This is a genomic window from Tropicibacter sp. S64 (assembly GCF_049803835.1).
Lineage (GTDB): Bacteria > Pseudomonadota > Alphaproteobacteria > Rhodobacterales > Rhodobacteraceae > Pacificoceanicola.
This window is the reverse complement of sequence record NZ_JBNAGK010000026.1, coordinates 1-22710: the sequence shown is the minus strand read 5'-3', so window position 1 is coordinate 22710 and position 22710 is coordinate 1. Positions and strand designations below refer to the sequence as shown.

23 protein-coding genes and 1 pseudogene are annotated in these 22710 nt (G+C 62.6%); 9 read left to right on the top strand and 15 right to left on the bottom strand.

What is annotated here, in order from left to right:
• Positions 1-197: 197 nt before the first annotated feature.
• A complete protein-coding gene (locus ACP159_RS25065) occupies positions 198-380 on the top strand; it encodes a hypothetical protein (RefSeq protein WP_425102418.1) in 183 nt (60 codons plus the stop codon).
• Positions 381-773: 393 nt separating this feature from the next.
• Here ACP159_RS25065 and ACP159_RS25060 read toward each other — a convergent pair whose 3' ends face one another.
• The 6 genes from ACP159_RS25060 to ACP159_RS25035 all read right to left on the bottom strand — a co-directional run bounded on the left by ACP159_RS25060 (position 774) and on the right by ACP159_RS25035 (position 7026).
• Entirely contained in the window at positions 774-1631 is an 858-nt protein-coding gene (locus ACP159_RS25060) for a fumarylacetoacetate hydrolase family protein (protein WP_425102417.1), read from the bottom strand.
• 21 nt (positions 1632-1652) lie between these two features.
• Positions 1653-3158: a sugar ABC transporter ATP-binding protein gene (locus tag ACP159_RS25055; RefSeq protein ID WP_425102416.1), complete on the bottom strand. Its 1506-nt coding sequence runs from the start codon at positions 3156-3158 to the stop codon at positions 1653-1655.
• Positions 3155-4156 carry an ABC transporter permease gene (locus ACP159_RS25050; protein ID WP_425102415.1) on the bottom strand — a complete coding sequence of 334 codons (1002 nt, stop codon included), beginning with the start codon at positions 4154-4156 and terminating at the stop codon, positions 3155-3157. Before ACP159_RS25050 ends, ACP159_RS25055 begins: the two co-directional genes overlap by 4 nt.
• A gap of 13 nt (positions 4157-4169) precedes the next feature.
• Complete coding sequence (locus ACP159_RS25045) at positions 4170-5144, bottom strand: ABC transporter permease (RefSeq protein ID WP_425102427.1); 975 nt, start codon at positions 5142-5144, stop codon at positions 4170-4172.
• Between the two features lie 68 nt (positions 5145-5212).
• Complete coding sequence (locus ACP159_RS25040) at positions 5213-6001, bottom strand: SDR family NAD(P)-dependent oxidoreductase (protein WP_425102414.1); 789 nt, start codon at positions 5999-6001, stop codon at positions 5213-5215.
• Between the two features lie 77 nt (positions 6002-6078).
• A complete protein-coding gene (locus ACP159_RS25035) occupies positions 6079-7026 on the bottom strand; it encodes a sugar ABC transporter substrate-binding protein (protein ID WP_425102413.1) in 948 nt (315 codons plus the stop codon).
• Positions 7027-7333: 307 nt separating this feature from the next.
• Between ACP159_RS25035 and ACP159_RS25030 the strand changes: the two genes are divergently transcribed.
• The 6 genes from ACP159_RS25030 (at position 7334) to ACP159_RS25005 (ending at position 13954) form a co-directional block, all read left to right on the top strand.
• Entirely contained in the window at positions 7334-9082 is a 1749-nt protein-coding gene (locus ACP159_RS25030; protein WP_425102412.1) for an extracellular solute-binding protein, read from the top strand.
• Between the two features lie 19 nt (positions 9083-9101).
• Positions 9102-9908 (top strand): SDR family NAD(P)-dependent oxidoreductase, encoded by an 807-nt coding sequence (locus ACP159_RS25025; RefSeq protein ID WP_425102411.1) that lies wholly within the window; start codon positions 9102-9104, stop codon positions 9906-9908.
• Between the two features lie 64 nt (positions 9909-9972).
• Positions 9973-11271: a M24 family metallopeptidase gene (locus tag ACP159_RS25020; protein WP_425102426.1), complete on the top strand. Its 1299-nt coding sequence runs from the start codon at positions 9973-9975 to the stop codon at positions 11269-11271.
• Between the two features lie 4 nt (positions 11272-11275).
• Positions 11276-12040 (top strand): glucose 1-dehydrogenase, encoded by a 765-nt coding sequence (locus tag ACP159_RS25015; RefSeq protein ID WP_425102410.1) that lies wholly within the window; start codon positions 11276-11278, stop codon positions 12038-12040.
• A gap of 10 nt (positions 12041-12050) precedes the next feature.
• Complete coding sequence (locus tag ACP159_RS25010) at positions 12051-12794, top strand: SDR family oxidoreductase (RefSeq protein WP_425102425.1); 744 nt, start codon at positions 12051-12053, stop codon at positions 12792-12794.
• Positions 12782-13954 (top strand): alpha-hydroxy acid oxidase, encoded by a 1173-nt coding sequence (locus ACP159_RS25005; RefSeq protein WP_425102409.1) that lies wholly within the window; start codon positions 12782-12784, stop codon positions 13952-13954. The genes ACP159_RS25010 and ACP159_RS25005 overlap by 13 nt, the downstream gene beginning before the upstream one ends.
• A gap of 17 nt (positions 13955-13971) precedes the next feature.
• On the opposite strand, the gene ACP159_RS25000 is transcribed toward ACP159_RS25005, so the two are convergent.
• The 5 genes from ACP159_RS25000 to ACP159_RS24980 form a co-directional block, all read right to left on the bottom strand.
• Positions 13972-15606, bottom strand: coding sequence for an acyl-CoA synthetase (locus ACP159_RS25000; protein ID WP_425102408.1), 1635 nt, complete (start codon positions 15604-15606; stop codon positions 13972-13974).
• Positions 15606-16400, bottom strand: a complete 795-nt coding sequence (locus ACP159_RS24995; RefSeq protein ID WP_425102407.1) for an enoyl-CoA hydratase — start codon at positions 16398-16400, stop codon at positions 15606-15608. Before ACP159_RS24995 ends, ACP159_RS25000 begins: the two co-directional genes overlap by 1 nt.
• A gap of 6 nt (positions 16401-16406) precedes the next feature.
• Entirely contained in the window at positions 16407-16853 is a 447-nt protein-coding gene (locus tag ACP159_RS24990) for an OsmC family protein (RefSeq protein WP_425102406.1), read from the bottom strand.
• 3 nt (positions 16854-16856) lie between these two features.
• On the bottom strand, positions 16857-17996 hold the full coding sequence (locus tag ACP159_RS24985) for a glycine cleavage T C-terminal barrel domain-containing protein (protein ID WP_425102405.1): 1140 nt from the start codon (positions 17994-17996) through the stop codon (positions 16857-16859).
• 141 nt (positions 17997-18137) lie between these two features.
• Complete coding sequence (locus ACP159_RS24980) at positions 18138-18641, bottom strand: Lrp/AsnC family transcriptional regulator (protein WP_425102404.1); 504 nt, start codon at positions 18639-18641, stop codon at positions 18138-18140.
• 162 nt (positions 18642-18803) lie between these two features.
• Here ACP159_RS24980 and ACP159_RS24975 point away from each other — a divergent pair, with 162 nt between their 5' ends.
• Positions 18804-19085: a hypothetical protein gene (locus ACP159_RS24975; RefSeq protein ID WP_425102403.1), complete on the top strand. Its 282-nt coding sequence runs from the start codon at positions 18804-18806 to the stop codon at positions 19083-19085.
• 163 nt (positions 19086-19248) lie between these two features.
• Here the strand turns inward: ACP159_RS24975 and ACP159_RS24970 are convergent.
• The 4 genes and pseudogenes from ACP159_RS24970 to ACP159_RS24955 form a co-directional block, all read right to left on the bottom strand.
• Positions 19249-19437 (bottom strand): annotated as a pseudogene (locus ACP159_RS24970) (CoA-transferase); the annotation flags it as partial.
• Positions 19438-19490: 53 nt separating this feature from the next.
• Positions 19491-20348 carry a 3-keto-5-aminohexanoate cleavage protein gene (locus ACP159_RS24965; protein ID WP_425102402.1) on the bottom strand — a complete coding sequence of 286 codons (858 nt, stop codon included), beginning with the start codon at positions 20346-20348 and terminating at the stop codon, positions 19491-19493.
• A gap of 3 nt (positions 20349-20351) precedes the next feature.
• Entirely contained in the window at positions 20352-21209 is an 858-nt protein-coding gene (locus tag ACP159_RS24960) for an alpha/beta fold hydrolase (RefSeq protein WP_425101907.1), read from the bottom strand.
• Complete coding sequence (locus ACP159_RS24955) at positions 21206-21586, bottom strand: hypothetical protein (RefSeq protein ID WP_425101906.1); 381 nt, start codon at positions 21584-21586, stop codon at positions 21206-21208. Before ACP159_RS24955 ends, ACP159_RS24960 begins: the two co-directional genes overlap by 4 nt.
• Positions 21587-21804: 218 nt before the next feature.
• On the opposite strand from ACP159_RS24955, the gene ACP159_RS24950 reads away from it, so the two are divergent.
• Positions 21805-22680 carry a dioxygenase gene (locus ACP159_RS24950; protein ID WP_425101905.1) on the top strand — a complete coding sequence of 292 codons (876 nt, stop codon included), beginning with the start codon at positions 21805-21807 and terminating at the stop codon, positions 22678-22680.
• Positions 22681-22710 lie beyond the last annotated feature (30 nt).

The window sequence follows — 22710 nt, the reverse complement described above, 5'->3', positions numbered from 1 at the left end:
TTCGCCGCGAACTGGCGGTCGCAGAACTGGTGATGAAACACGGGGTGAATCCACTGTCGACAGGGCATTCGCATCGCGCATGTCCGGAGAGGAGAGCCTGCTTGACACCGCGGGGAAGGTTTCCCTTTCGGCAGATTGCTTCGCAATCGCCAGCCGGGCAATGGAGGGACCGGCGCGGTCGTTGTATGGACCGCGTCATGATCGAAGGATCATGGCGGTGGATGAAGGACAGCCGCGTCGACCTCCATGCCTTCGAGACCGGGCCGACATCGGCAAGTGAGTGCATCGACTTCCAGATCACCGGGCGCCCGCATTCGGCGCTCGGTGGCCGAACACCGGTCGAGGCGCATCAGCGCTCTGGCCTCCAGGCGACAGCATGAATTGAAGGCACGCTCAACAACGCCGCAAGTCTCTCCAGACAATGGGGGCGACCTCGATGTTCAGACGCCGCCGAAGACGCAGACGCGACCCGTCTGTCCGACGCGATCTACGTGGCCTTTCGCTTGCAGACGATTGACAGTCCCGCCGCGGCCCCACACCCGACGAAGCTCACGGAGCCGGCGACCATGGCCTCTGTCGCACCGCAGGAACCCGGCTATCGTCCCAAGCTGCCAACGGTCATGCTGCGCGGCGGTCAGCCGTCAGACGCGCATCCTGGGACCGTCACCTACGCAGGAGAGACACTCGCCGGACCCTGGACCGTGAATGCTCATGGTGCAGGGGGTCGACAACAAGGGTCGCCAGGCGGGGTCTGGGCCGCGAAATTTCGCGACCTACCGGGCGGGCAGAACCTGCGACCGTTGCTCTCCCAGCCCGGCGATGCCCAGCGTCACAACCTCGCCGCCGTGCAGGTAGCGCTCAGGTGACTGGCCCATACCCACGCCCGGTGGCGTCCCGGTGGAGATGATGTCGCCCGCTTGCAGGCTCATGAACCGGCTGCAGTAGGCGACAAGATGCGGCACCTTGAAGATCAGTGTCGCCGTGCTGCCGGACTGCATCCGCTCTCCGTCCACATCAAGCCACATGTCAAGTTGGTTCACGTCCGCGATCTCGTCACGGGTCACCAGCCAGGGGCCCGTCGGGCCAAAGGTATCACAGCCCTTGCCTTTGTCCCAAGTCCCGGCGCGGTTCAGTTGGAAATCCCGTTCGGAGACATCGTTGATCACGCAGAACCCTGCCACATGATCCATGGCGTCCGCCTCACTGATATAGGCACCGGGCTTGCCGATCACCACGCCAAGCTCCACCTCCCAATCGGTCTTGACCGAGCCACGCGGCACCTGAATGGCGTCATTGGGGCCCACCACAGCAGAGGTCCATTTGTTGAAGATAATCGGCTCTTCGGGGATGGGCATGCCCGCCTCTTCGGCATGGTCGGCATAGTTCAGCCCGATGCAGACGAATTTGCCGATGCCTCCCACGCAGGCGCCCAAACGCAGGTCCTGTTGCGGCGTGCCATCGACCAGCGGCAGGCCTTCGGGATCGAGCGCGGCAAGCCTTGCCAGCCCCTCGGGTTCGAGCACCGACCCGGCAATGTCCGGCACCACATCCGACAGGTCGCGCACGCGCCCGTTTTTGTCCAACAGTCCCGGTTTCTCTGCGCCGGGCGCGCCGTAACGAAGCAGTTTCAAGAGCTTTCCAATCGTTTGAGTTCAGGCCGCGCGGTCGCCGCCAATGCCCGAGATGGCCTGAATGAGGCTGTCTTCGGTGACTTCTTCGGAGGTGAAGGTCCGCATGACGCGCCCGGAATACATCGCGACAATCCGGTCGGAGACATGCAGCACCTCGGGCATTTCCGAGCTGATGACGATCACCGCATAGCCCTGTGCCGCCAACTCCCGGAGCAGTTTGTGAATCTCGGATTTTGACCCCACGTCGATGCCGCGTGTGGGTTCGTCGACGATCAGAACATTGGGATGCATCGAGAGCCATTTGCCGATGACGATCTTTTGCTGGTTGCCGCCCGACAGGTTGCCCACCTTCTGGCGCCAGCCGGGAGTTCGGATGTCGAGCTTGTCGCGGTACTGGTCAAAGATCGCGACCTCCGCGCCTTCGGCCATGAACGGCCCCGCCTTGAGGTCATCCACCTGCGGCAAGGTCATGTTGTCGCGGCAGTTCATGCCAAGGACAAGCCCCTGTCCCTTGCGATCCTCCGGCACCAATCCGATGCCGCGCGCGATGGCGTCGACGGGGGAGTGGATGCGGGCCTCTTCGCCGTCGAGAAAGATCTGCCCCGCAGACGGATCACGCAGGCCGAAGAGCGTCTCGGCAATCTCCGTCCGGCCTGCGCCGACCAGCCCATAAAAGCCCAAGACCTCGCCCCGGCGCACTTCGAAACTGACATCGTTGAAGAGGTCGCCGCAGGACAGCCCCCGCACCTCCAGCGCCACATCGCCCAACTCGTGATGCACGGCGTTGCGGCTGAGGTCCAGCTTGCGGCCGATCATCAATTGCGTGACGGATTCCTCATCGGTGTCCCTGGTCTGAACCGTGCCCTGATACTGACCATCGCGCAGGACGCTGATCCGGTCGGTGATCTTGAAGATCTCCTCCATGCGGTGGGAGATATAGATGATCCCGACACCGTCCCGTTGCAGGTCGGCAATCACGTCGAACAGGACCACCTTTTCCGCATCGGTGAGCGAGGCGGTCGGTTCGTCAAAGATGACCGCTTTGGCATCGACCGTCAGCGCACGGGCAATCTCGACCATCTGCTGGTTGGCGATGGACAGATCGCCGACCCGTGTCCGGGCGTCAAACCCGACATTGAGTTTCTTCAGAATGGCATTGGTCTGTTCCGTCAGCCTGACCCAATCGACCCGGCCAAAGCTCTTGCGCGGCAACTCCCCCAGATAGATGTTCTCCGCGACGCTGAGTTCCTCGGCGAGGCTGAGTTCCTGATGGATGAAGACGATGCCTTTGGCCTTGGCTTCCAGCGGGCCGGACATGACGACCTTGTCATCGCCCATGAAAATCGCGCCATCGTCAGGTTGATAGATGCCGCCCAGCACCTTCATCAGGGTCGATTTGCCCGCGCCGTTTTCGCCCATCAGCGCATGGACCTCACCGGGCATGACGGTAAGGCTGACACCGTCCAGCGCACGGACACCGGGGAAGGTCTTGACGATGCCTTCGAGGCGGAGAACAGGATCTGTCATGCCTTCAACTCCTCTTTGCCTTTGACGTTCAATTGCCGGTCCAGGAACAGCACCGCGATCAGGATGCAGCCGATAACGAGGTTCACCGTCGACGTATCGGCCCCGATATGGCCCAGCCCCTTGCGCAGAAGCTGGATGGCGATGACGCCGCCGAAAGTGCCGATGACACTGCCTGCACCGCCGGTGATCTTCGTCCCGCCCAGCACGACGGCGGTGATGACCCAAAGCTCGTAGAGTTGCCCGTCGTTGGGATTGACCGAGCCGCTTTCGGAATAGAACACCACCGCCGAGAGCGCCGCGAGAAACCCGATGATTGCGAAGTTGATCATCATGTGCGGGCCGACACGGATACCGGCATTGACCGCCGCTTCGCGGTTGTCGCCGATGGCATAGGCGTTGCGGCCATGCACGGTTCTGGTCATCAAGAACCAGATCGCCAGAGTTACGGCGGCGAGGAACCATGTTGCCGTGGCAAAGCCCAGGAACTCGGCCTCGGCGAAATCCACCAACGTCCAGTTGAGGTGGCTGGTCGGGTTCTCGCCATTGAACATGAAGACGATACCGCGATAGCCGAGCATCGAACCCAGCGTGACGATGAAGGCATCGACGCCGGTCTTCCATACGATTAACCCGTTGAGCGCGCCCAGAAGCGTGCCGACCGTCAGCGCCAGCAACCACGCCACCGGGATCACCCAATCGCCAAGACCCGCGAAGATCGGCCATGTCATGCTGTCCAGCAGGATGATGGCGGCGATAGCAAATGTCGCGCCGACGCTCAGGTCGATATTCCCGTTGATCATCACGATGGTCATGCCCATGGCGATGATCCCGATCGGGGCCGACTGCTTGAGCAGCAACAGCATGTTTTCGAAATCCATGAAGGCTTTGTCAGAGAGCGACAGGAATTCTCCCGCCACGCTGAAGAAGATCAGCTCCAACACGATAAAGCCCCAGATCGCGCCGCTTTTCAGCGCTTTGGACAGTGCATCCGGTTGCATATTGAGCCCCCCTTCAAGCTATAGGCGACCAGAGCTTGCCACGCTTGGCTGCGATATCGAGCCAGACAGCAAGGATGATGATGACCCAGGTCACCACAAACTGGACGTAGAATTGCAACCCCAGAAGCAGCAGCCCGTTCTGGATGAAGCCAAGGATCAGTACACCGATCACGGTTTTGAAGATCGTGCCGGACCCACCGAGCAGCGACGCCCCGCCAAGGATGACCGCCGCCAGAACTTCCAGCTCGAGTCCCTGACCAACCGTGTTTTGCGATCCCAAAGACCGGCTGGCCTGCATGAGCCCGGCTGTGGCGACGCAGGCCGCCGAGATCAGGTAGCATTGAAACACCGTGCGCGCCCGGCGGATGCCGGAAAAGGTCGCCGCGGTGCCGTTGCCGCCCACCGCGTAGACTTTGCGCCCAAACGGCGTGCGCGACAACACCAGCCCGAGGACGGCCGCCAGCGCAACGAAAAGCAGGATCGGCACGGGTATGCCCAAGACACTGCCTTGGCCAAAAACGGAAAACCACGTGCCTTCCTTATCGACGATATCCATGTTTTGACCGCCCGAATAGGTGAGCGTCAGCCCGTGAATGGCCGACAGCATGCCCAGCGTCACAATCAGCGAGTTGAGCCTCAGGTAGCCCACCAGAAATCCGATGACTGCTCCAAGGCAAACCGTCATGGCGAACATTGCCGGAATGGCCAGCGCCGGGCCGATCTTGTCATGCAGGTCGAGCACCACGATGGTCGAAAAGCTCATCATGGAACCGACCGACAAATCGAGATTTCCACTGATGACGACAAAGGTCACCCCAAGCGCCATGACTCCGAGGATCGCGGAAGATCGCACAACGCTGAACACATTGTCGATGCTCAGGAATTTCGCATTCGCGAGGGTGAAGGCGATCATGAAGATGGCAAAGGCGATCAGGATGCCCTGCCGCGCCAGAACGCTGCCGATCTTCTGCTTGTCAATACTTGCCATGAACCCCTCCCTCGGGTCTCTGCCGCTTTGGCTGAAATCCGTCATCACTCCCCCCTCCCGAGAAGGCCTCAGACCAATATCATGCCACCGTCGATCATCACGATCTGACCGGTCATGTAATCGCTGTCCTTCGACGCCAGGAATGTCGTTGTCCCCGTTATGTCGGCGGGGGTCGCTACACGTCCCTTGAGGATTTCGGCCGAGAACTCCTCCATCGCCTGCCCGGGGCGGTCTGCGGCACCGATCTGCATCAGGTCCTGATCGACCTGCTCCCACATCTCGGTGGCGACAACACCCGGAGCAAACCCTGTCACGGTGATGTTGTGCCTGGCAAGATCACGCGCGCCCGATTGCGTCAGCGACACTACCGCGAATTTCGACGCGCAGTAGGGCGCGACATTGTCAAAGCCCTGTCGGCTGGCAATCGAGGCGGTGTTGACGATCTTGCCGCCGCCACCCTGCCTGATCATCTGACGCGCGGCCTCCTGCATGCCGATCATGCAGCCCAGACCGTTGACACCCATGATGAAATTCCAGTTGTCCTCGGTGACGTCGAGGAAATTCATCGGCTTGTTCACACCGGCATTGTTGAATTTCACATCGAGACGGCCAAAGGTCTCGACCGTATGCGCGATCATCGCGCGGACCTGTTCGCGATCCGTGACATTCACCTGCGCCGAGATCACGCGGCCATTGTGCGCACTGCGGGCGGCATCGGCCACCTGTGCCACCTTTTCGCCGTTGAGATCGGCAAAGCACACCTTGGCACCTTCTTCCAGAAGGGCCTCTCCGATGGCGCGGCCAATACCCTGTGCGGCGCCCGTCACGATACAGACGCGGTCAGAAACACGTCCCATGGCGCGCCTCCCTGAATGTCGGTTTGTCGGAAATGCGAAGCGAGGGGCGCGTGGCCCCCCGCAGGGTCAGCCGGGTTTCAGAAAACCGGCTTGGTGTAGTCGCCCATGTTGTCCTGGGTGATTTTCGGCGTGTCGAAGTAGTTCAGGAACGGCACGTCCTTGCCCTCCAGAACGTCGATGGCGGTCTTGAGCGCCGCCTCGGCGTCATCGACCGGCGACTGGTAGATCGAACCCCAGTATTCACCGGCGGCCATCGCCTCATAGCCCACGGCAAAGTTCGTCGCGCCGACGAAGATGATCCCGTCGCGGCCCGCGGCCTTGGCGGCGTTCAACGCGCCCACGCCCATGTTGTCATCGCCGGCATAGACGCCGTCGATGTCGTCATACTTCACAAGGAAGGCTTCCATGACCTGCTGCGATTTCTCGCGGTTCCAGTCGCCGGGCTGCTGGTCGATCTGCTCGACATTCGGGCAGACCTCGGGGAGACGGTCGTTGAAGCCCTTGGCGCGCTCGATGGCGGTGGTATAGCCCGGCTGACCCGTGATGTGCACGACCTTGGCTTCATTCTCGATGCCCATGGCCTTGAACTTGTCGCACATGATCTCGGCGGACCGCGCTCCCTGGGTGATGTTGTCCGGCCCGGAGAAGGACTTCACGAAGTCGAAGCCTGCTTCGGCGATATTGGAGTTGGTCACGATGACCGGGATACCGGCCTTTTGCGCCTTGCGCACGGCGGGAATGACTGCCTCACCGTTGGTTGGCCAGATGATGATGGCGTCGACTTCCTGCTGGATCAGGTCTTCCATCTGGGCGATCTGACGGGCCACGTCGCCGCCCGCATCGAGCACCACCGCCTCGACATCGGCATTGGCTTCGGCCGCCGCGATGAAGGCCTTCTCATAGGTAGTTTGATAGCTGTCCACACCCACGTTGTTCTGGGTGATGCCGATCTTCATCGTCTCGGCGGATGCAGCACCGGCCAGAACAACAGCGGCGCTGGCAAAAAGAGCAGTACGAAGCGTCATGTGTAATCTCCTCCCGGAATGATCCGGACATATTCCCTCCAGCGTCTGCGCCCCTCCCGGACACCGACGCAGCATTCGGTGACCCGAACGACTGGACCTAATCTGCCGATTCTCCTCCTGCCACACCGCATGCAAAATATCCAAAATGGATGTATGGAAGTCCAGAATGGATAATTTCGGGATACGCTCCGGATGTCACTTTGAACATTTTACAGGGGGTCGCTGCATGACTGCATCATCATCGTCCAAATCGAACAATTCCGCGACTACGCGCACCGGGAACAGTGAAAAGAGACGCTCGAAAACCATGAACGCCCTGGCAGGACATACCCATTCCGGACTCGCTTCGCCACAGGCGAAGGCGGAGAGCCTGGAGGTTTTGTCCTTTCTGGATGAGATCAATGACGAGCTTGAGGATACGCTGGATATCATTGCTCCAAGTGCCCATTTGCGCATGGCCCTGCACCTTTTGCACGGTCATTTCGACGGCAAGACGGTGACGCCGACATCGATGATCGGGGCCAGCCGCGTGCCCTATGCCACGGCAAACCGGCGCCTGAAGGAGATGGTCGACGCCGGGCTGATCGACCAACGCCCACGCACGAAAACCGGCAAAAGCTATTCCATGCACCCCAGCGAAAAGCTGCTGGAGCAATGGATGCAGCTGTCCGGGCGGGTTCGGCGCATGAGTGAAGCGCGTTTTGGCGGGCGCGGACGGGCCTCCGACAGCAAAGACTACTATTTTGGCGGCAGCTATTCGGCGGCACAGTCCATCCCGCCTCTCAGCGTGCTGTCGGAACCGCTTAAACTGCCGGGGGGGCTGAGGGTCCTCGTGCATGGCGATCCGACCTTCATGGTCATGGATACGCTCAAGCGGCAGTTCGAACAGGTGATCGGCACCACCATCGCCCAGCGGGCCTTTTCCATCGACCGCCTGCGCGACGAAGCGTTGCGCAACGCGAAACGGCCCACCAGCCGTTATGACATCATCGCGGTAGACCTTCCCTGGATCGGGGAATTCGCGGAAAAGAATGTGCTCATGCCGCTGGATCAGGTCATGGACCTGGCGCGGCTCGACCCTGCGGATTTTCACACCGCCGGCTGGAAGGCGGCCCATTGGGGCGGGCACGCCTACGGTGTGCCGTCACAGACCACGCCAGAGTTGCTGTTCTACCGTCGCGACCTGTTTGCCGAAGCGGGGCTGGAACCGCCAGCCACCACTGACGCGCTTCTGACGGCAGCCCGCAGGCTGCACGATCCGCGCCGGGGCCGGTATGGCATCGCGTGGAACGCGGCACGCGGCACCGCGCTTGGCCATACCGTTCTCATGACCATGGCGGACTTTGGTCAGCCCGTGCTCGACCTGCCCGAGATTGCCGGCGGCTTCGAAACCGACCATCTGGCACAAGGCGACTACCGGGCAACCATCGACACGGAAGCCGGTCTTCGCGCGGCAGAGTTCCTTTTGGAATTGATGCACTATTCGCCGCCCGACATCCTGTCGATGTCCTGGTATGAACGCATCCGCCCCTATGCGGCGGGCAGCATCGCGATGGCCTACGGGTATACGCTGCTGGCCCCCTATTTCGAAATGGACGAAAGTTCGCCCGCCCGCGGGCAAACCGGCTACCTGCCGCATCCATCCGGCCCCGGTGCCAGCCCGGTCGCCCCGGTTGGCGGCTATGTCATGGGCATCCCGGCGAACCTGCCGCCCGACCGGGTGCGCGGCGCCGTCGAAGCGCTGTCTGTTTTCACATCGCCCGAGGCACAAAAGCTTTATATCCAGAACGGCAGCCGCACCAACCCGCGCTATTCCGTCGGATCGGACCCGGAAGTGCGGCGAACCTCGTCGATTTTCGAGGCCGTCGACGCCATGTCCTGGCGTGACGAATTGCAGTTCTGGCCGCGCCCGCCAGTGCCCGAAATCGTCGATGTCATCAAGATCTGCGGCGAAGAGTTCCACGACATGTTGCGCGGGATCACTACTCCGCGCGAGGCATTGCACAAGTCACAGACCCGTGCGGACGCCATCATACAACACAACAGAAATCCGTGACACCCGAGGAGGAGAGACCATGGACCCCAACCGCCTGAAAGGTAAAAATATTCTGATCACCGGTGCCGCCCGCGGCATGGGCGCGGCCAATGCCGAAGCCTTTGCAGCACAGGGGGCGAATGTGTGCCTTGGGGACCTGGATCCGGACGAGGCGCAGGCCGTTGCCGACCGCATCAACGCCGCCGGAAACGGTCGCGCGATTGCCGTCAAGATGGACGTAACCAAGCGCGAGGACAACGCGAGCGCCGTCGCCGCCACGGTCGAGGCGTTTGGGTCGATCAATGTCGGCCTTTTCAATGCGGGCCTCAACAAGCCCCGGTTCTTCATGGATATCGATGAGGACAACTGGGACATGATCATGAACGTCAACACCAAGGCGATGTGGCTTGGCATGCAGGAGACAGCGAAGCAGATGATCGCGCAGGGCCCGGAGAATGGCCCCTACAAGCTGATCAACGTGGGTTCCATCGCGTCGAGAAAGCCGCTGGTGGACGTAACCGTCTATTGCACGTCGAAATACGGCTGTCTGGCGTTGACCGAATGCGGTGCGCTGGGGCTGGCCGAGCACAACATCACCGTCAATGGCTACGCGCCCGGCGTCGTTGTCACGCCGCTCTGGGAGCAGCTCGACAAAGACCTCGTCGAGATCGGCTTCAAGGAACGCGCCGGTCAGGCCTATGACGACATCGTCGAAAACAACCTTGTCATCAAACGCGTGTCCTACCCTGCCGACATCACCGGTACCGCGTCGTTCCTCGCGTCCGCTGACAGCGACTACATGACCGGCCAGATGATCTCGATCGACGGTGGCTGGGTCACGAAATAACGCACTGAACAACTGAATATACGAGAAAAACGGGTGCGCGGGATCGCACCCGATGGAGGAAATCATGTCTCGCGCACTTACCCCGAATGTCCTTACCCCGCAGGATCTGGAACCCAACTGGCAATGGGAAGGCCGTCTTCCTGCCTGGGGCCCGACCCAGGTCGATTTCGAGCGCCGCGTCGATCACGACCGCCTGCGCCGCTACCGCTTGAGCCGCGCCCGCCAAGCGCTGAAGAAAAGCGACGCTGGCTCGCTTTTGCTGTTTGATGTCAACAACATCCGTTACGTCACCGCCACCAAGATCGGTGAGTGGGAACGCGACAAGATGTGTCGCTTTGCCTTGCTGACCGGTGACGATGCCCCGCATGTGTGGGATTTCGGATCCGCAGCGGTCCACCACCGCAAGTATTCCGACTGGCTGGTGCCGGACAATTGCCATGCCGGCGTTGTCGGCATGCGCGGTACGATCCCGCCCAGCTTTGGCCTGATGAAGAAATACGCACAGGATATCGCCGGGCTGATCGAAGACGCAGGCATGAAAGGCATGCCGGTCGGTGTCGATTATGCCGAAACCGCGATGTTCGAGGCGCTTAAAGAGGCCGGTCTGAACGTCGTCGATGGCCAGCAGATCATGCTGTCCGCACGTGAGATCAAGAACTGGGACGAGATCCAGCTTTTGACGCAAGCGGCCAGCATGGTCGATGGCGTCTATCACAACATCTACGAAATGCTGAAACCCGGCGTGCGCGAAAACGAGATTGTCGCCATGTCCAACAAGCTGCTGTACGAGTGGGGCTCGGACGATGTCGAGGCGATCAACGCCATTTCCGGCGAGCGCTGCAACCCACACCCGCACAACTTCACGGACCGCATGTTCCGCCCTGGCGATCAGGCGTTCTTTGACATCCTGCAGTCCTACCAGGGCTATCGCACCTGTTACTACCGCACTTTCAACATTGGCCGCGCCACCCCGGCACAGCACGATGCATATGTCAAAGCGCGCGAGTGGATTGACGCGTCGATCCAGGCGATCAAACCCGGCGTCACCACCGATCAGGTTGCCAAACTCTGGCCCAAGGCCGAAGAGTTCGGCTTCCCGGATGAGCTTTCCGCCTTTGGTCTGCAATTCGGTCACGGTCTGGGCCTTGCCCTGCACGAGCGCCCGATCATCAGCCGCGCGGTGAGCCTTGATAACCCGATGGAAATCCAGACTGGCATGGTGTTTGCGCTGGAAACATACTGCCCGGCGGCAGACGGGTATTCGGCGGCCCGCATCGAAGAAGAGGTCGTGGTGACGGATACCGGCTGCGAGGTAATCAGCCTCTTCCCCGCCGAAGAACTGCCCATCGCGAACCGGTACTGACGCGATGGGTAATCCGTTTGACCTGACAGGGCGGCGTGCCCTTGTCACCGGCGGCGCAACCGGCATTGGCGAGGGCATAGCCCTTGCCCTTGCCGAGGCAGGCGCCGACGTGGCGCTGACCTACCGCAGCCATGCACCCGAGGCCGTGATCGCCGACATCGAAGCCAAAGGCCGCAACGCCGCTGCCGTCAAGGCCGACTTTACCGGCATGGACCAGGCCGCCGCCGAAACCGTGGTGAGCTTTGCCGCCGACGCGCTTGGGGGCCTCGATATTCTGGTCAACAATGCCGGCATCATCCACCGCGAAGACAGCACCGACATGCCGCTTGATGACTGGCGGCGCGTGCTGTCGGTCAACCTCGACTCCGTCTGGTTGCTGTCACAGGCCGCGGGCAAGCGCATGGTGGCGCAGGGCAGTGGCAAGATCGTCATTGTCTCTTCGGTGCTGGGTGCGCAGGGCGGCTTGCGCGTGCCGGCCTATGCGTCCTCGAAACATGCCGTCCTCGGGCTGACCAAGGCGCTGTGCAACGAATGGGCGGGGCGGGGCGTGAACGTCAATGCCATCGCACCCGGCTATACGGCCACCGACAACACACAGGCTTTGCGCGACGATCCAGACCGTTCAAAGGCGCTGCTGGACCGCATCCCCGCGGGCCGATTTGCAGACCCCTCCGAGATTGCCGGCGCGGCCGTCTTCCTCGCCTCCGACGCCGCCGCCTATTGCCACGGAAGTTGCGTGACGGTCGATGGCGGATGGCTCGCTCGTTGAAAGAAAGACCATGACACAGACACTTGCAGGAAAAACTGCCCTCGTGACCGCAGCCGGTAACGGGATCGGCCGCGCCTCGGCCGAAGCTCTGGCCGCTCTGGGCGCCAGCGTCATCGCCACGGATATAGACGGCGCAGCAGTCGAAGCTGTCGCCGCCACCCGCGACCGGATCACCGCGCATCGGCTGGATGTGCTGGACGCAAGCGCGGTCAAGGCGCTGATCGATGCAAATCCCGACATCGACATTCTGGTGAATTGCGCGGGCTGGGTACACGACGGCACAATCCTTGATTGCGAAGAAGCCGCCTGGGATCGCTCCTTCGATCTGAACGCCAAGGCGCTGTATCGCATCACCCGCGCTGTATTGCCGGGCATGCTGGCCAAGGGTGCCGGGTCGATCGTCAACATCGCTTCCATCGTCAGCAGCGAAAAAGGCGCCCCGCGCCGCTTTGCCTATGGCGCGTCCAAGGCCGCCATTATCGGCATGACCAAGGCCATCGCCGCCGATTTCGTCAAACAGGGCATCCGCTGCAACGCCATCTGCCCCGGCACGGTGCAAAGCCCTTCGCTGGAGGACCGCCTGCGCGCGACGGGTGATTTTGAAACAGCACTCGCCGCCTTCAAGGATCGCCAGCCCATGGGCCGCCTTGGTCAACCCGAGGAGATTGCCGAGATGGTCTGTTATCTGGCGGGTGATGGATCGGCTTTCACCACAGGGCAATCCTTTGCCGTCGATGGCGGGTGGTCGATCTGATGGTCCGCTCGCTCGCCCGTGCCGCCTGTATCGACGACCTGCGCGAGATGGCGCGGCGGCGCATTCCTCGCTTTGCGTTTGACCTCGTCGATGGCGGCGCGGAGAACGAGCGCAACCTGCGGCGCAATGTCGAGGCCTTCCAGGAGATCGCCCTGACGCCACGCTACATGGTCGATGTCTCAAGCATCGACACGCAGGCGACGCTGTTCGGCAAGACCTATGCAGCGCCTTTCGGAATGGCACCCATCGGCATGCTCAACGCGTTTTGGCCAGGGGCGGACCTGATGCTTGCGCGACTGTGCAAGCGCGAAAACATTCCCTACGTGGCGTCCTCAGCCGCCTCTACCACATTGGAGGAATTGGCCGAGGCCGCCGATGGGAACGGCATGTTCCAACTGTATGTCTCTGGCGACGACAGCGTGACCGAAGGGCTGATCTCCCGCGCGGAGGCCGCCGGATACGAGGTCATGATGGTGACCGCGGATGTCCCCGCCGCGGGCAAGCGGGACCGTGACATCCGCAACCAACTCGCCGTGCCCTTCCGTTTCACCCCCGAAGTGATCGCGCAGTGCGCGATGAAACCGCTCTGGGCCCTGACCAGCCTGCGCCACGGCACACCCAATGTAGCGAATTACGCCAACCTGCTGCAAAGCGCGACATCATACGCAGAGGTGCAAAAGACCCTGATCACTCCGGGTTTTTCATGGGACAGCCTCGCCAAGATCCGCGCGCGATGGAGGGGCAAGCTGCTGGTGAAGGGCATCTTGCACCCCCAGGACGCGGTGAAATGTGCGGAGATGGGCTGTGACGGGATAGTCGTGTCGAACCATGGCGGGCGGCAGGTCGACTTTGGCCCCGCCACGGCCGAGGTACTGCCCGGTATTGCCGGGGCGGTTTCGGACAAATTGACGGTCATCGTCGACAGCGGCATCCGGCGCGGCGCGGATGTATTGCGCGCCCACGCGCTGGGGGCGGATTTCGCACTGGTCGGACGGGCGCTGGCGTTCGGAGTCGGTGCCGGAGGTGCGGCGGGGGCGGACCGCGCGATTGCGCTCCTCAAACTGGAACTCGTCCGGGCTTTGGGACAGTTGGGCGCACGCGACATGGCGGGAGTCGGGTCAGACCATCTCACCGCCGCCATGCCGCGCCCGCCTTTGTAGCGCCGGTCCTTTTCAGATCAGGCGTCTAGCAGAGCGCGCGCCTGATCGCGCAGGGCGAATTTCTGGATCTTTCCGGTCGACGTGCGCGGGATCGCACCAAAGATGAACCGCCCTGGCACCTTGTAATGCGCCAGATGGCTGCGGCACCATGCTTTCAGGCTTGCAGCATCGGCCCGCTGACATTCGGCCAGTTCGACAAAGGCGCAAGGCGTCTCGCCCCATTTCTCATGCGGCATGGCGACCACGGCGCATACAGCCACGGCCTCGTGCCGATACAGCACCTCTTCGACCTCTATCGACGAGATGTTCTCACCGCCCGAGATGATCACGTCCTTGGACCGATCCTTGAGCTGGATGTAACCATCGGGATGCACCACCCCCAGGTCACCCGAATGGAACCAGCCGCCCTTGAATGCCTTTTCGGTCGCCTTCGGGTTGCGGAAATAGCCCTTCATCACGACGTTGCCACGGAACATGACCTCACCCATGGTCTGACCATCGCGAGGCACCGGTTGCATTGTGTCGGGGTCGAGCACGTCGAGCCCTTCAAGCGGCAGATAGCGCACGCCCTGACGGGCCTTCAGCCGGGCCTGCTCGGCGCGCGGCAGGGCCGACCAATCGCCATGCCAGTCGTTGACGACCGCCGGGCCGTAGGTCTCGGTCAGGCCATAGAGGTGCGTGACGTCAAAGCCCGCCTCCTTCATGTCGGCCAGCAGCTTTTCGGGCGGGGGCGCAGCGGCGGTGAAGAACTGCACGGGCTGGGTGAGGTCGCGCTTAACCGCATCCGGGGCCGAGATCATCAGCGACATCACGATGGGCGCACCGCACAGGTGGGTGACGCCCTCATCGGCCAAGGCGGCCCAGATCGGCTCCGCCCGGACCTGCCGCAGGCAGACATGGGTGCCGATGATCGCCGACAGCGTCCACGGGAAACACCAGCCGTTGCAATGGAACATCGGCAGGGTCCAAAGATAGACCGCGTGTTTCGCCATGCTGGCCGTCAGCGCATTGCCCTGCGCCAGAAGATAGGCGCCCCGGTGATGGGTCACGACGCCCTTGGGGTCTCCCGTCGTGCCGGAGGTATAGCTGATCGCGATGGCGTCCCATTCGTGCTCTGGCATCAGCCATGCGAACTCGGGATCGCCCGAGGCCACGAAGGCCTCATAGTCGATGCCGACGGTCGAAATGCGCGGCCCGTCGAATTCCGGATCGTCATAAACGATGACGGTGGGCCTGGCCGAGCACAGCTTCAACGCCTCACGCAACAGCGGCAGAAATTCGCTATCGACGATCACCAGTTTCGACAGCGCGTGGTCCAGTTGGAAGGCGATGATCGCTGCATCCAGCCGCGTGTTGATCGCATGCAGCACCGCGCCGCACATCGGAACGCCATAATGGCATTCCAGCATCGCGGGCGTGTTCGCCAGCAGGGCCGAAACGGTATCGCCCCGCCCCATGCCCAGCCCCGCCAAGGCAGACGCCAACCGCCGGGAGCGCGTGTAGAACTCCGCATAGGTCCGACGCAGCGGGCCATGCACGATGGCGGTATGATCCGGAAAGACCAAAGCCGCGCGTTCCAGAAAACCCAGCGGCGTCAGCGGCTGGTAATTCGCCGGATTGCGGTCGAGGTCTGTGTCATACGGGTTCGACATCACGCATCCTGCCATTCGGGGGCGCGCTTTTCGATGAAGGCACCGATGCCTTCCTCGGCGTCGCGCGCCAACATGTTGTCCACCATCACTTGCGAGGCATAATCATACGCCTCGGCCAGGGGCATCTCGCGCTGCGCATAGAACGCCGTTTTTCCGGTGGCCAAAGTCATCGAGGACTTGGACGCGATCTTGCGCGCGACCGTCATCACCTCGTCGGTCAGCGCCTCAGGCGCGACGCAGCGGTTGACCAGACCCATCTCGGCAGCCCGCGCCGCCGGGGTCATGTCGCCGGTCAGCAGCATTTCCATCGCGTGCTTGTTCGCCACGTTGCGCGACATCGCCACCATGGGCGTCGAGCAGAACAGCCCGATATGCACGCCCGGCGTGCTGAACTGCGCGGTGTCGGCGGCAATCGCCAGATCGCAGCTGGCCACCAACTGGCAGCCTGCGGCGGTGGCAATACCGGTGACCTCGGCGATCACCGGCTTGGGGCAGCTGACGATCCCCTGCATGACGCTGGAACATTGCGTCAGGACACGGGTGAAATAGGCCCGCCCCCGGTCGTCCCCGCTGCGCCCGGCGGTCATTTCCTTCAGGTCGTGCCCGGCGCAGAAGGCGGGGCCATTGGCCGCCAGCACGATCACCCGCACCAGCGGGTCGCGCCCGGCCTCGTCGAAGGCCTGACCAAGGGCGGTCAGCATCGCCTCGGACAGGGCGTTGCGCTTTTCGGGCGTGTTCAGGGTCAGGCGCAGAACACCGTCGGTGTCCAGTTTGCGCAGCAGGATATCGGTCATGTTGCCTCAGAAGATGTTGATCTCGACACTGTCGGCGAGCGTGTTGGCGATGAAGCAATACCTGTGCGCGCGCTCCTGCATTTCGGTCATGGCGTCGTCCGTGACGGCAAAGCCGGGATCGAAGCGCACCACCGGGTGCAGGTCGATGCGCGTCACCGACATCTGACCGCGCGGGTTCTTGCCCAGATGCGCCACCGCGTGATCGCTGTAACCCGCCACCGGCCAGCCCGCCTTTGCGGCCAGCGCAAGGAAGGTCATCATGTGACAGCTGGACAGGGCCGAAGCCAGAGCCTGCTCGGGGTTGGTGTTGCCCGGATCACCGCCCCAATCGGGGGCGGCGTCCACGTCGATGTCAAAGCGTGCCCCGTAGGACACGCGATGCGCGGCAGAGTATTGCCCCGGCAACAGGGTGGGGCCACCCCGTTGCCAGTGCAGGTCGATGGCCAGCGACATGGATTACGCCGCCGCCAGCGATTTCTTCGGGTCGAAGAAAGGGCGTTCCACCACGGTCGCGGTGGTCGGGCCGGAGGGCAGGACGACCTCAAGCTGATGCCCGATATGCGCATGCTCGACCGCCACCATCGCCAGCGCGATGTTGCGCTCCAGCCGGGGCGAGTAGACGGCAGACGTGACCTTGCCCACTTCGACACCATCGTGGTTGATCTGCCAGAAGGTGGTGTTCGGCCCCTTCAACGGGTCAGCGTCGATGATCAGGCCAATCTGGATGCGCTTGACGCCTTCGTCACGGATACGGCGAAGCGCCGCCTTGCCGATGAAGTCAGATTCCATGTCGAGGTTGCACAGACGGTCCAGACCCAGTTCGAACGGGTTGGTCTTGATGTCGGCATCGGCGTGATAAGACAGCATGCCGCCCTCGATCCGGCGGATCGACGAGGTGTGCCCCGGCTTCAGACCGAATTCCATACCCGCCGCCATGATGCGTTCCCACAAGGCGTCGCCATGGGCGCTGTTGCGCAGGTACAGCTCGTAGCCCAGCTCGGAAGACCAGCCGGTGCGCGACACGATCAGCGGGATGCCGTCGAGGGTCAGCTCGCGCAGCCAGTAATATTTCAGATCCATGATCTCGTCGCCGAAGAGCGCCTTCATGATCTCGCCCGATTTCGGGCCCTGCAGCTGCAGCGGCGATACATCGGGTTCGCAGATATGCACGTCGAGGCCGGAGTGCACGGCCACGCCCTGCGCCCACAGCAGGATGTCGCTGTCCGCCAGCGAGATCCAGAAGTGGTTCTCGGCCAGACGCAGCAGGATCGGGTCGTTCAGGATGCCGCCTTCGGCATTGGTGATGAGAACGTATTTGCACTGGCCCACGGCCATCTTGGACAGATCGCGCGGGGTCAGCATCTGGACGAACCTTGCCGCGTCCGGGCCGGTGATTTCCACCTGCCGTTCCACCGCCACGTCACACAGGATCGCATCGTTCACGAGGTTCCAGAAGTTCTGCTCCGGATTCCCGAAATCGCGCGGGATATACATATGGTTATAAACGGAAAAACCCGTTGCGCCCCAACGCACGGTGGCGTCGAAGTAAGGGGATTTCCGGATCTGCGTGCCAAAGCCGAACTCGTCTGCGTGCATGTCGATGCGCCCTTGATTGCGACCGGGCTGGCGGCCCGGAATGCGGTGGAAGATGGCGCTTGTTTACGCGGCGAATTGGCCGAGCCGTGGACCAAATAATGGGCAGACCTTAGTCCGTTAAGGCTGAAAATTCGCCGCCTTTCAGTCCGTTCGGTCGCGCGCTGTGGAGGCGGCCAATTTGGCGACGTTCGGACGGGTCGCCTTGACGACACGAGTCGCAATGTAGGTCATGTATCGATCAACCGACAGGTCCGCCTCCAACATGTCCTGCATCAAGGACTGAAACGCGGCAAGCGTCGGACAGATGGTCTTCATGACGTAATCCATCCCTCCCCCCGTCGCGATACATTCTGTAATGGCGTCCTGCGAGCCGACCCAGGTTTCGAACCGATCGAAATCCGATTTGCGGTGATGGGTGAGTGACACCGTCACCATCACTTGTGTGAAGTCACAAACCCGCTCCAAGGCGATATCCGCGTGGAAACCACGAATGAACCCTGCCGCTTTCAAACGATCCAGCCGAGCCCAGCACGGCGTCGCGGAGATGTTCACGATCTCGGACAGGCGCGTCTTGCTCAGCTGGCCATGAGACTGAACAGCGCTGAGGATGCGGATGTCCGTCGCATCAAGGCCGAGCTTCTTCACGTGTCTTGAACTTTCTCTGTTCCGGAAATAGCGGGGCTGCCTGCTGCAAACCCGTTGATCCCTTAGCGCCTTTTGCGCGCGTCTGCATACTCTTTCCGACACGAGTCGTGCAGGCAACGTCGTTCGCAAAGCCAAGATGGATGCCCGGTGCGGGAAACCGGGATGCACATGCTGCACAACGCGGATCACAGGAGCTTCGGTATTACACTGTTTTTACTTCATAAATGCCTATCGTCCATCAAGGTGCAGCCATTATCGCGCTTACCTCAGCTCGCCAATGCGGCCAATCGGGGCCTTATCGAGCCAGTCCTTCAGCCGCGGGTCGCAGCGGCGCGTGATGTGGACGTCATTGTGAGTAAGTTGTCCGCGCAGAGGGTACCGCTGAAGCCATCCGGCGCTTCAGGAAAACAGGCGGAAGCTCATGCCGGCATCGTCATGCCATGACGTTTCGGGATGCACACGTCGTATGACTCAGGCCACTTCCATGGCCTCACGGATGGACGCCGCGGATCATGCCAAGGGACATCGCGCTGTCGGAACAGGACGTGCGGGCGAGCGCCGTAATCGTCTGCTTGCCCGCGTTGATCAGGTCCGGGTTTGCTTTGGCAATGTATTCCCGGCCGTTCCGGCTCGTCACCTCCTTTCCCTCGGCGATGACCGTGCCGACGCCAGTCTTGGTGTAGAAACCGGGGATGCCCGCGCCGCTGGTGCGCATGCGTTCGACCAAGGTGCCCTTCGGGTTGAACTCCTGCCCAAGCTCGCCGGAGAGGCCAAAGCCCCCCGCCGCGATCAGCATCCCGCCACGCAGCAGCCCGTCCAGTGCCTCGGCAGCCGAGTCCTAGACTGTCTTCATGCCGCTTGTCCTTTCACCAAGGTCGCCGGGCGCAGGCCGAGAATGTCGCGGGCCTGTTCGACGGTTGCGACGGGGCGGTCGTGGCGGGCGCAGATCTCTGCCGCGCGGCGGACCAGCGCGGCGTTGGACGGTGCCAGCCTGTCACGGTCCAGCCGCACGTTGTCTTCCAGCCCGGTGCGGGCATGGCCACCCGCGGCGATGGCCCATTCGTTCAGCGTCAACTGATGCTGGCCAATGCCCGCCGCGCACCACGGCGCGTCCTTGCCGAACAGGCGGTGAACGGTTTGGATATAATAGTCGAACACGTCGCGGTCGACCGGCATCGCATTCTTCACGCCCATCACGAACTGGATGTAAGGCGTGCCCGCCAGCTGGCCCTTGTCGGCCATGGCCTTCGCTTTCAGGATGTGGCTCAGATCAAAGGCCTCGATCTCCGGTTTGACGTCGTGGACCAGCATTTCACCGGCCAGCCAGTCCACCAGATCCGGCGGGTTTTCATAGACCCGTGTCGGGAAGTTGTTGGACCCGACGGACAGCGATGCCATGTCAGGGCGCAACGACAGCATACCGCCGCGCGTCCGGCCCGCGCCGGACCGCCCGCCGGTCGAGAATTGCACGATCATGCCGGGGCAATGTTTCTCGATCCCCTCTTTCAACGCGGCGAATTTGTCGGGGTCCGAAGAGGGCGTCTGATCGTCATTGCGCACATGGGCGTGGACGATGGTCGCGCCCGCCTGGAAGGCTTCGTGGGTGGAGTCCACCTGTTCCGAGACGGTGATCGGCACGGCGGGATTGTTGGCCTTGGTCGGCAGAGAGCCGGTGATGGCGACACACAGGATGCAGGGTTTGGTCATGTCTCATGCGGCTTTCGCTTTTGTGGCGGGCATTTTTGCCAGCGCGTCGAGGAAGAAGGGGCGGAAGCCCTCGGGGTGTTCGCTCATCGGGAAGTGGCCGAGTTCGTCCATCACCGCCAGCGTGGCGCCGGGGATGGCGCGGGCGGTGCGGGCGGCGTCTTCGGGGGTGCAGGTCAGGTCGTAGGCGCCGACGAGGACATGCACCGGCGTGCGGCCCGTGTCGATCTGGCCAAGCCGCGCGATCAGGCTGTCGTCCTTCGTGTAGAACGACAGATCGCCCCGGAACACGCCCGGCCCGCTTTGCATGAACATCCACAGCGTGTTCCAGCGCTCGGCCTCCGGCGCGAAGGGCGAGATATTCGCCGAGACCAGCGCCGCGCCCATCTCGCCGCCATGGGCGTCGGGGCGGTGGAACCAGTCGATGTCATACCAGGCGGGCTGGAAATCGGAGGCCTCGATGGCGATGAACCCGCTGAACTTGTCCGGGTGCAGCGCCGCCAGTTGCAGCGCGATGCGTCCGCCCATGGAACAGCCCGCCAGAACCGGCCTGTCCAGCCCCAGCCCGCCCGCCACCGCCAGAACGGTTTCGATATAGGCTTCGGTGGTCAGCAGGTATTCCTGCGTCTCGAAGCCTTCGGGCGGCAGGGATTTGCCATGCCAGGGCATGTCGAAGGCGATCAGGCGGTTCGACGCGGTGACGGCGGCATCGGTCATCAGGTGACGCCACTGGCGCGTGTCGGCCCCGGCGGTGTGCAGGCAAAGGACGGGACGCCCCTGCCCCGCCTCTTCGAAATAGATGCGGCGGGGGGCGCCTTCGACGGGGACGGTCAGATACCGCCCGCAAATCGGCTCGATGCTCATGCGGCTTGCTCCTGTCTTGCGCGCGCGAGGCCCAGGACCTCCTTGAAGAAGCGCAGGTTCTTGACGAGGCTCAGGATGTCGCCGTCGATCCGGCCCCGGCCGATCTTGACCAGCCCGAACACGTCGTGAAAGCCGGGCGCGGGGCGCGGCTGCCAGAACTCGGCCAGGGCTTCAGCATCGGTGCGCAGGGCAAAGCGCCACGGCGTCTTGCGGCTGGGACCCTGTGCGACGGACGTGATCCGGCCCTTGTCGAAGGTCAGGTAGTACTCGTCCCCGTCCACCTCGATCAGCACCGTCTCGGAAAACAACCGCCCCAGCCGCAGCAGGTGCGGGGTGCGGTCCAGTTGCGACTGGATCTGCGTCAATGTCTCGATCACTTGGGCCTCCCTCGGATAACGCACCCCCCTGCTGCCACGGACGGACGGGCGTGCGCCATGCCGTGACGGGTATGGGGCGATACTGCGCCGGATCGTGCCCGCCGGTCACGGTATCAGCCGATACCGGCGCAGGCATTGGGTGACGGCCCGCGATCCGTCACACCAGATGCCAACGGGGCAGCCCGTCACCCCAGAGACCGCCAAGGAGGAGGAAACCCATGGGTATCGTCAATCAGGACAACATCACCGACGTCGTCATCGACAGCCTCGGCAAGTCCGGCCCGATCACCGAGCGCCAGCGCGAGATCATGACCGGCGTCATCAAGCACATGCACGCCTTCATCAAGGACGTGAAGCTGCAGCATTCCGAGTTCCTGGAGGCCTGCGCCTACCTCGAACGCGCCGGCAAGCTGTGCAACGACAACCGCCAGGAATTCATCCTGCTGGCCGACATCATCGGCGTCGAGGTGCTGGTCGACATGATGACCAACCCGGTTTCGGGCAACGCCTCGGAGTCCACTGTGCTCGGCCCGTTCTACCGGGAAAACCCGCCGGTGCTGCCCAAGGGGGCATCCACGATCCAGAAGCATTTCGACAACGAGGAAACCGCCTGGTTCGAGGGCTATATCCGCGACGAGAACGGCAACGGCATCGCCGGTGTGACGCTGGATGTCTGGGAAGACGCGCCGAACGGCATCTACGAGAACCTCGACCCCGACCAGCCGGAATACAACCTGCGCGGCCGCTTCGAGACCGACGAGACCGGACATTACGCCTTTGTCGCCGTGCGCCCGGTGCCCTACCCGATCCCCGAGGACGAGACCGCCGGCGAGCTGCTGCAGTTCATGGGTCACCACCCGAACCGCCCCGGCCACATGCACTTCATCATCTCCAAGGACGGCTACCGCCCGCTGATCAGCCAGATCTACGACGCCGACAGCGCCTGGCTCGACAACGACAGCGTCTTCGCCGTCAAGGAAAGCCTGATCGGCACGTTCAAGCCCGCCGCGCCGGAACTGGGCACCGACCTGCACTTCGAGTTCGACTTCATCCTGCAGACCGCCGCCGCCGAAAAGGCCATCGCCGCCGAGTAAGCCCGCGACCTCCCTGTGAACTGGCCCCCG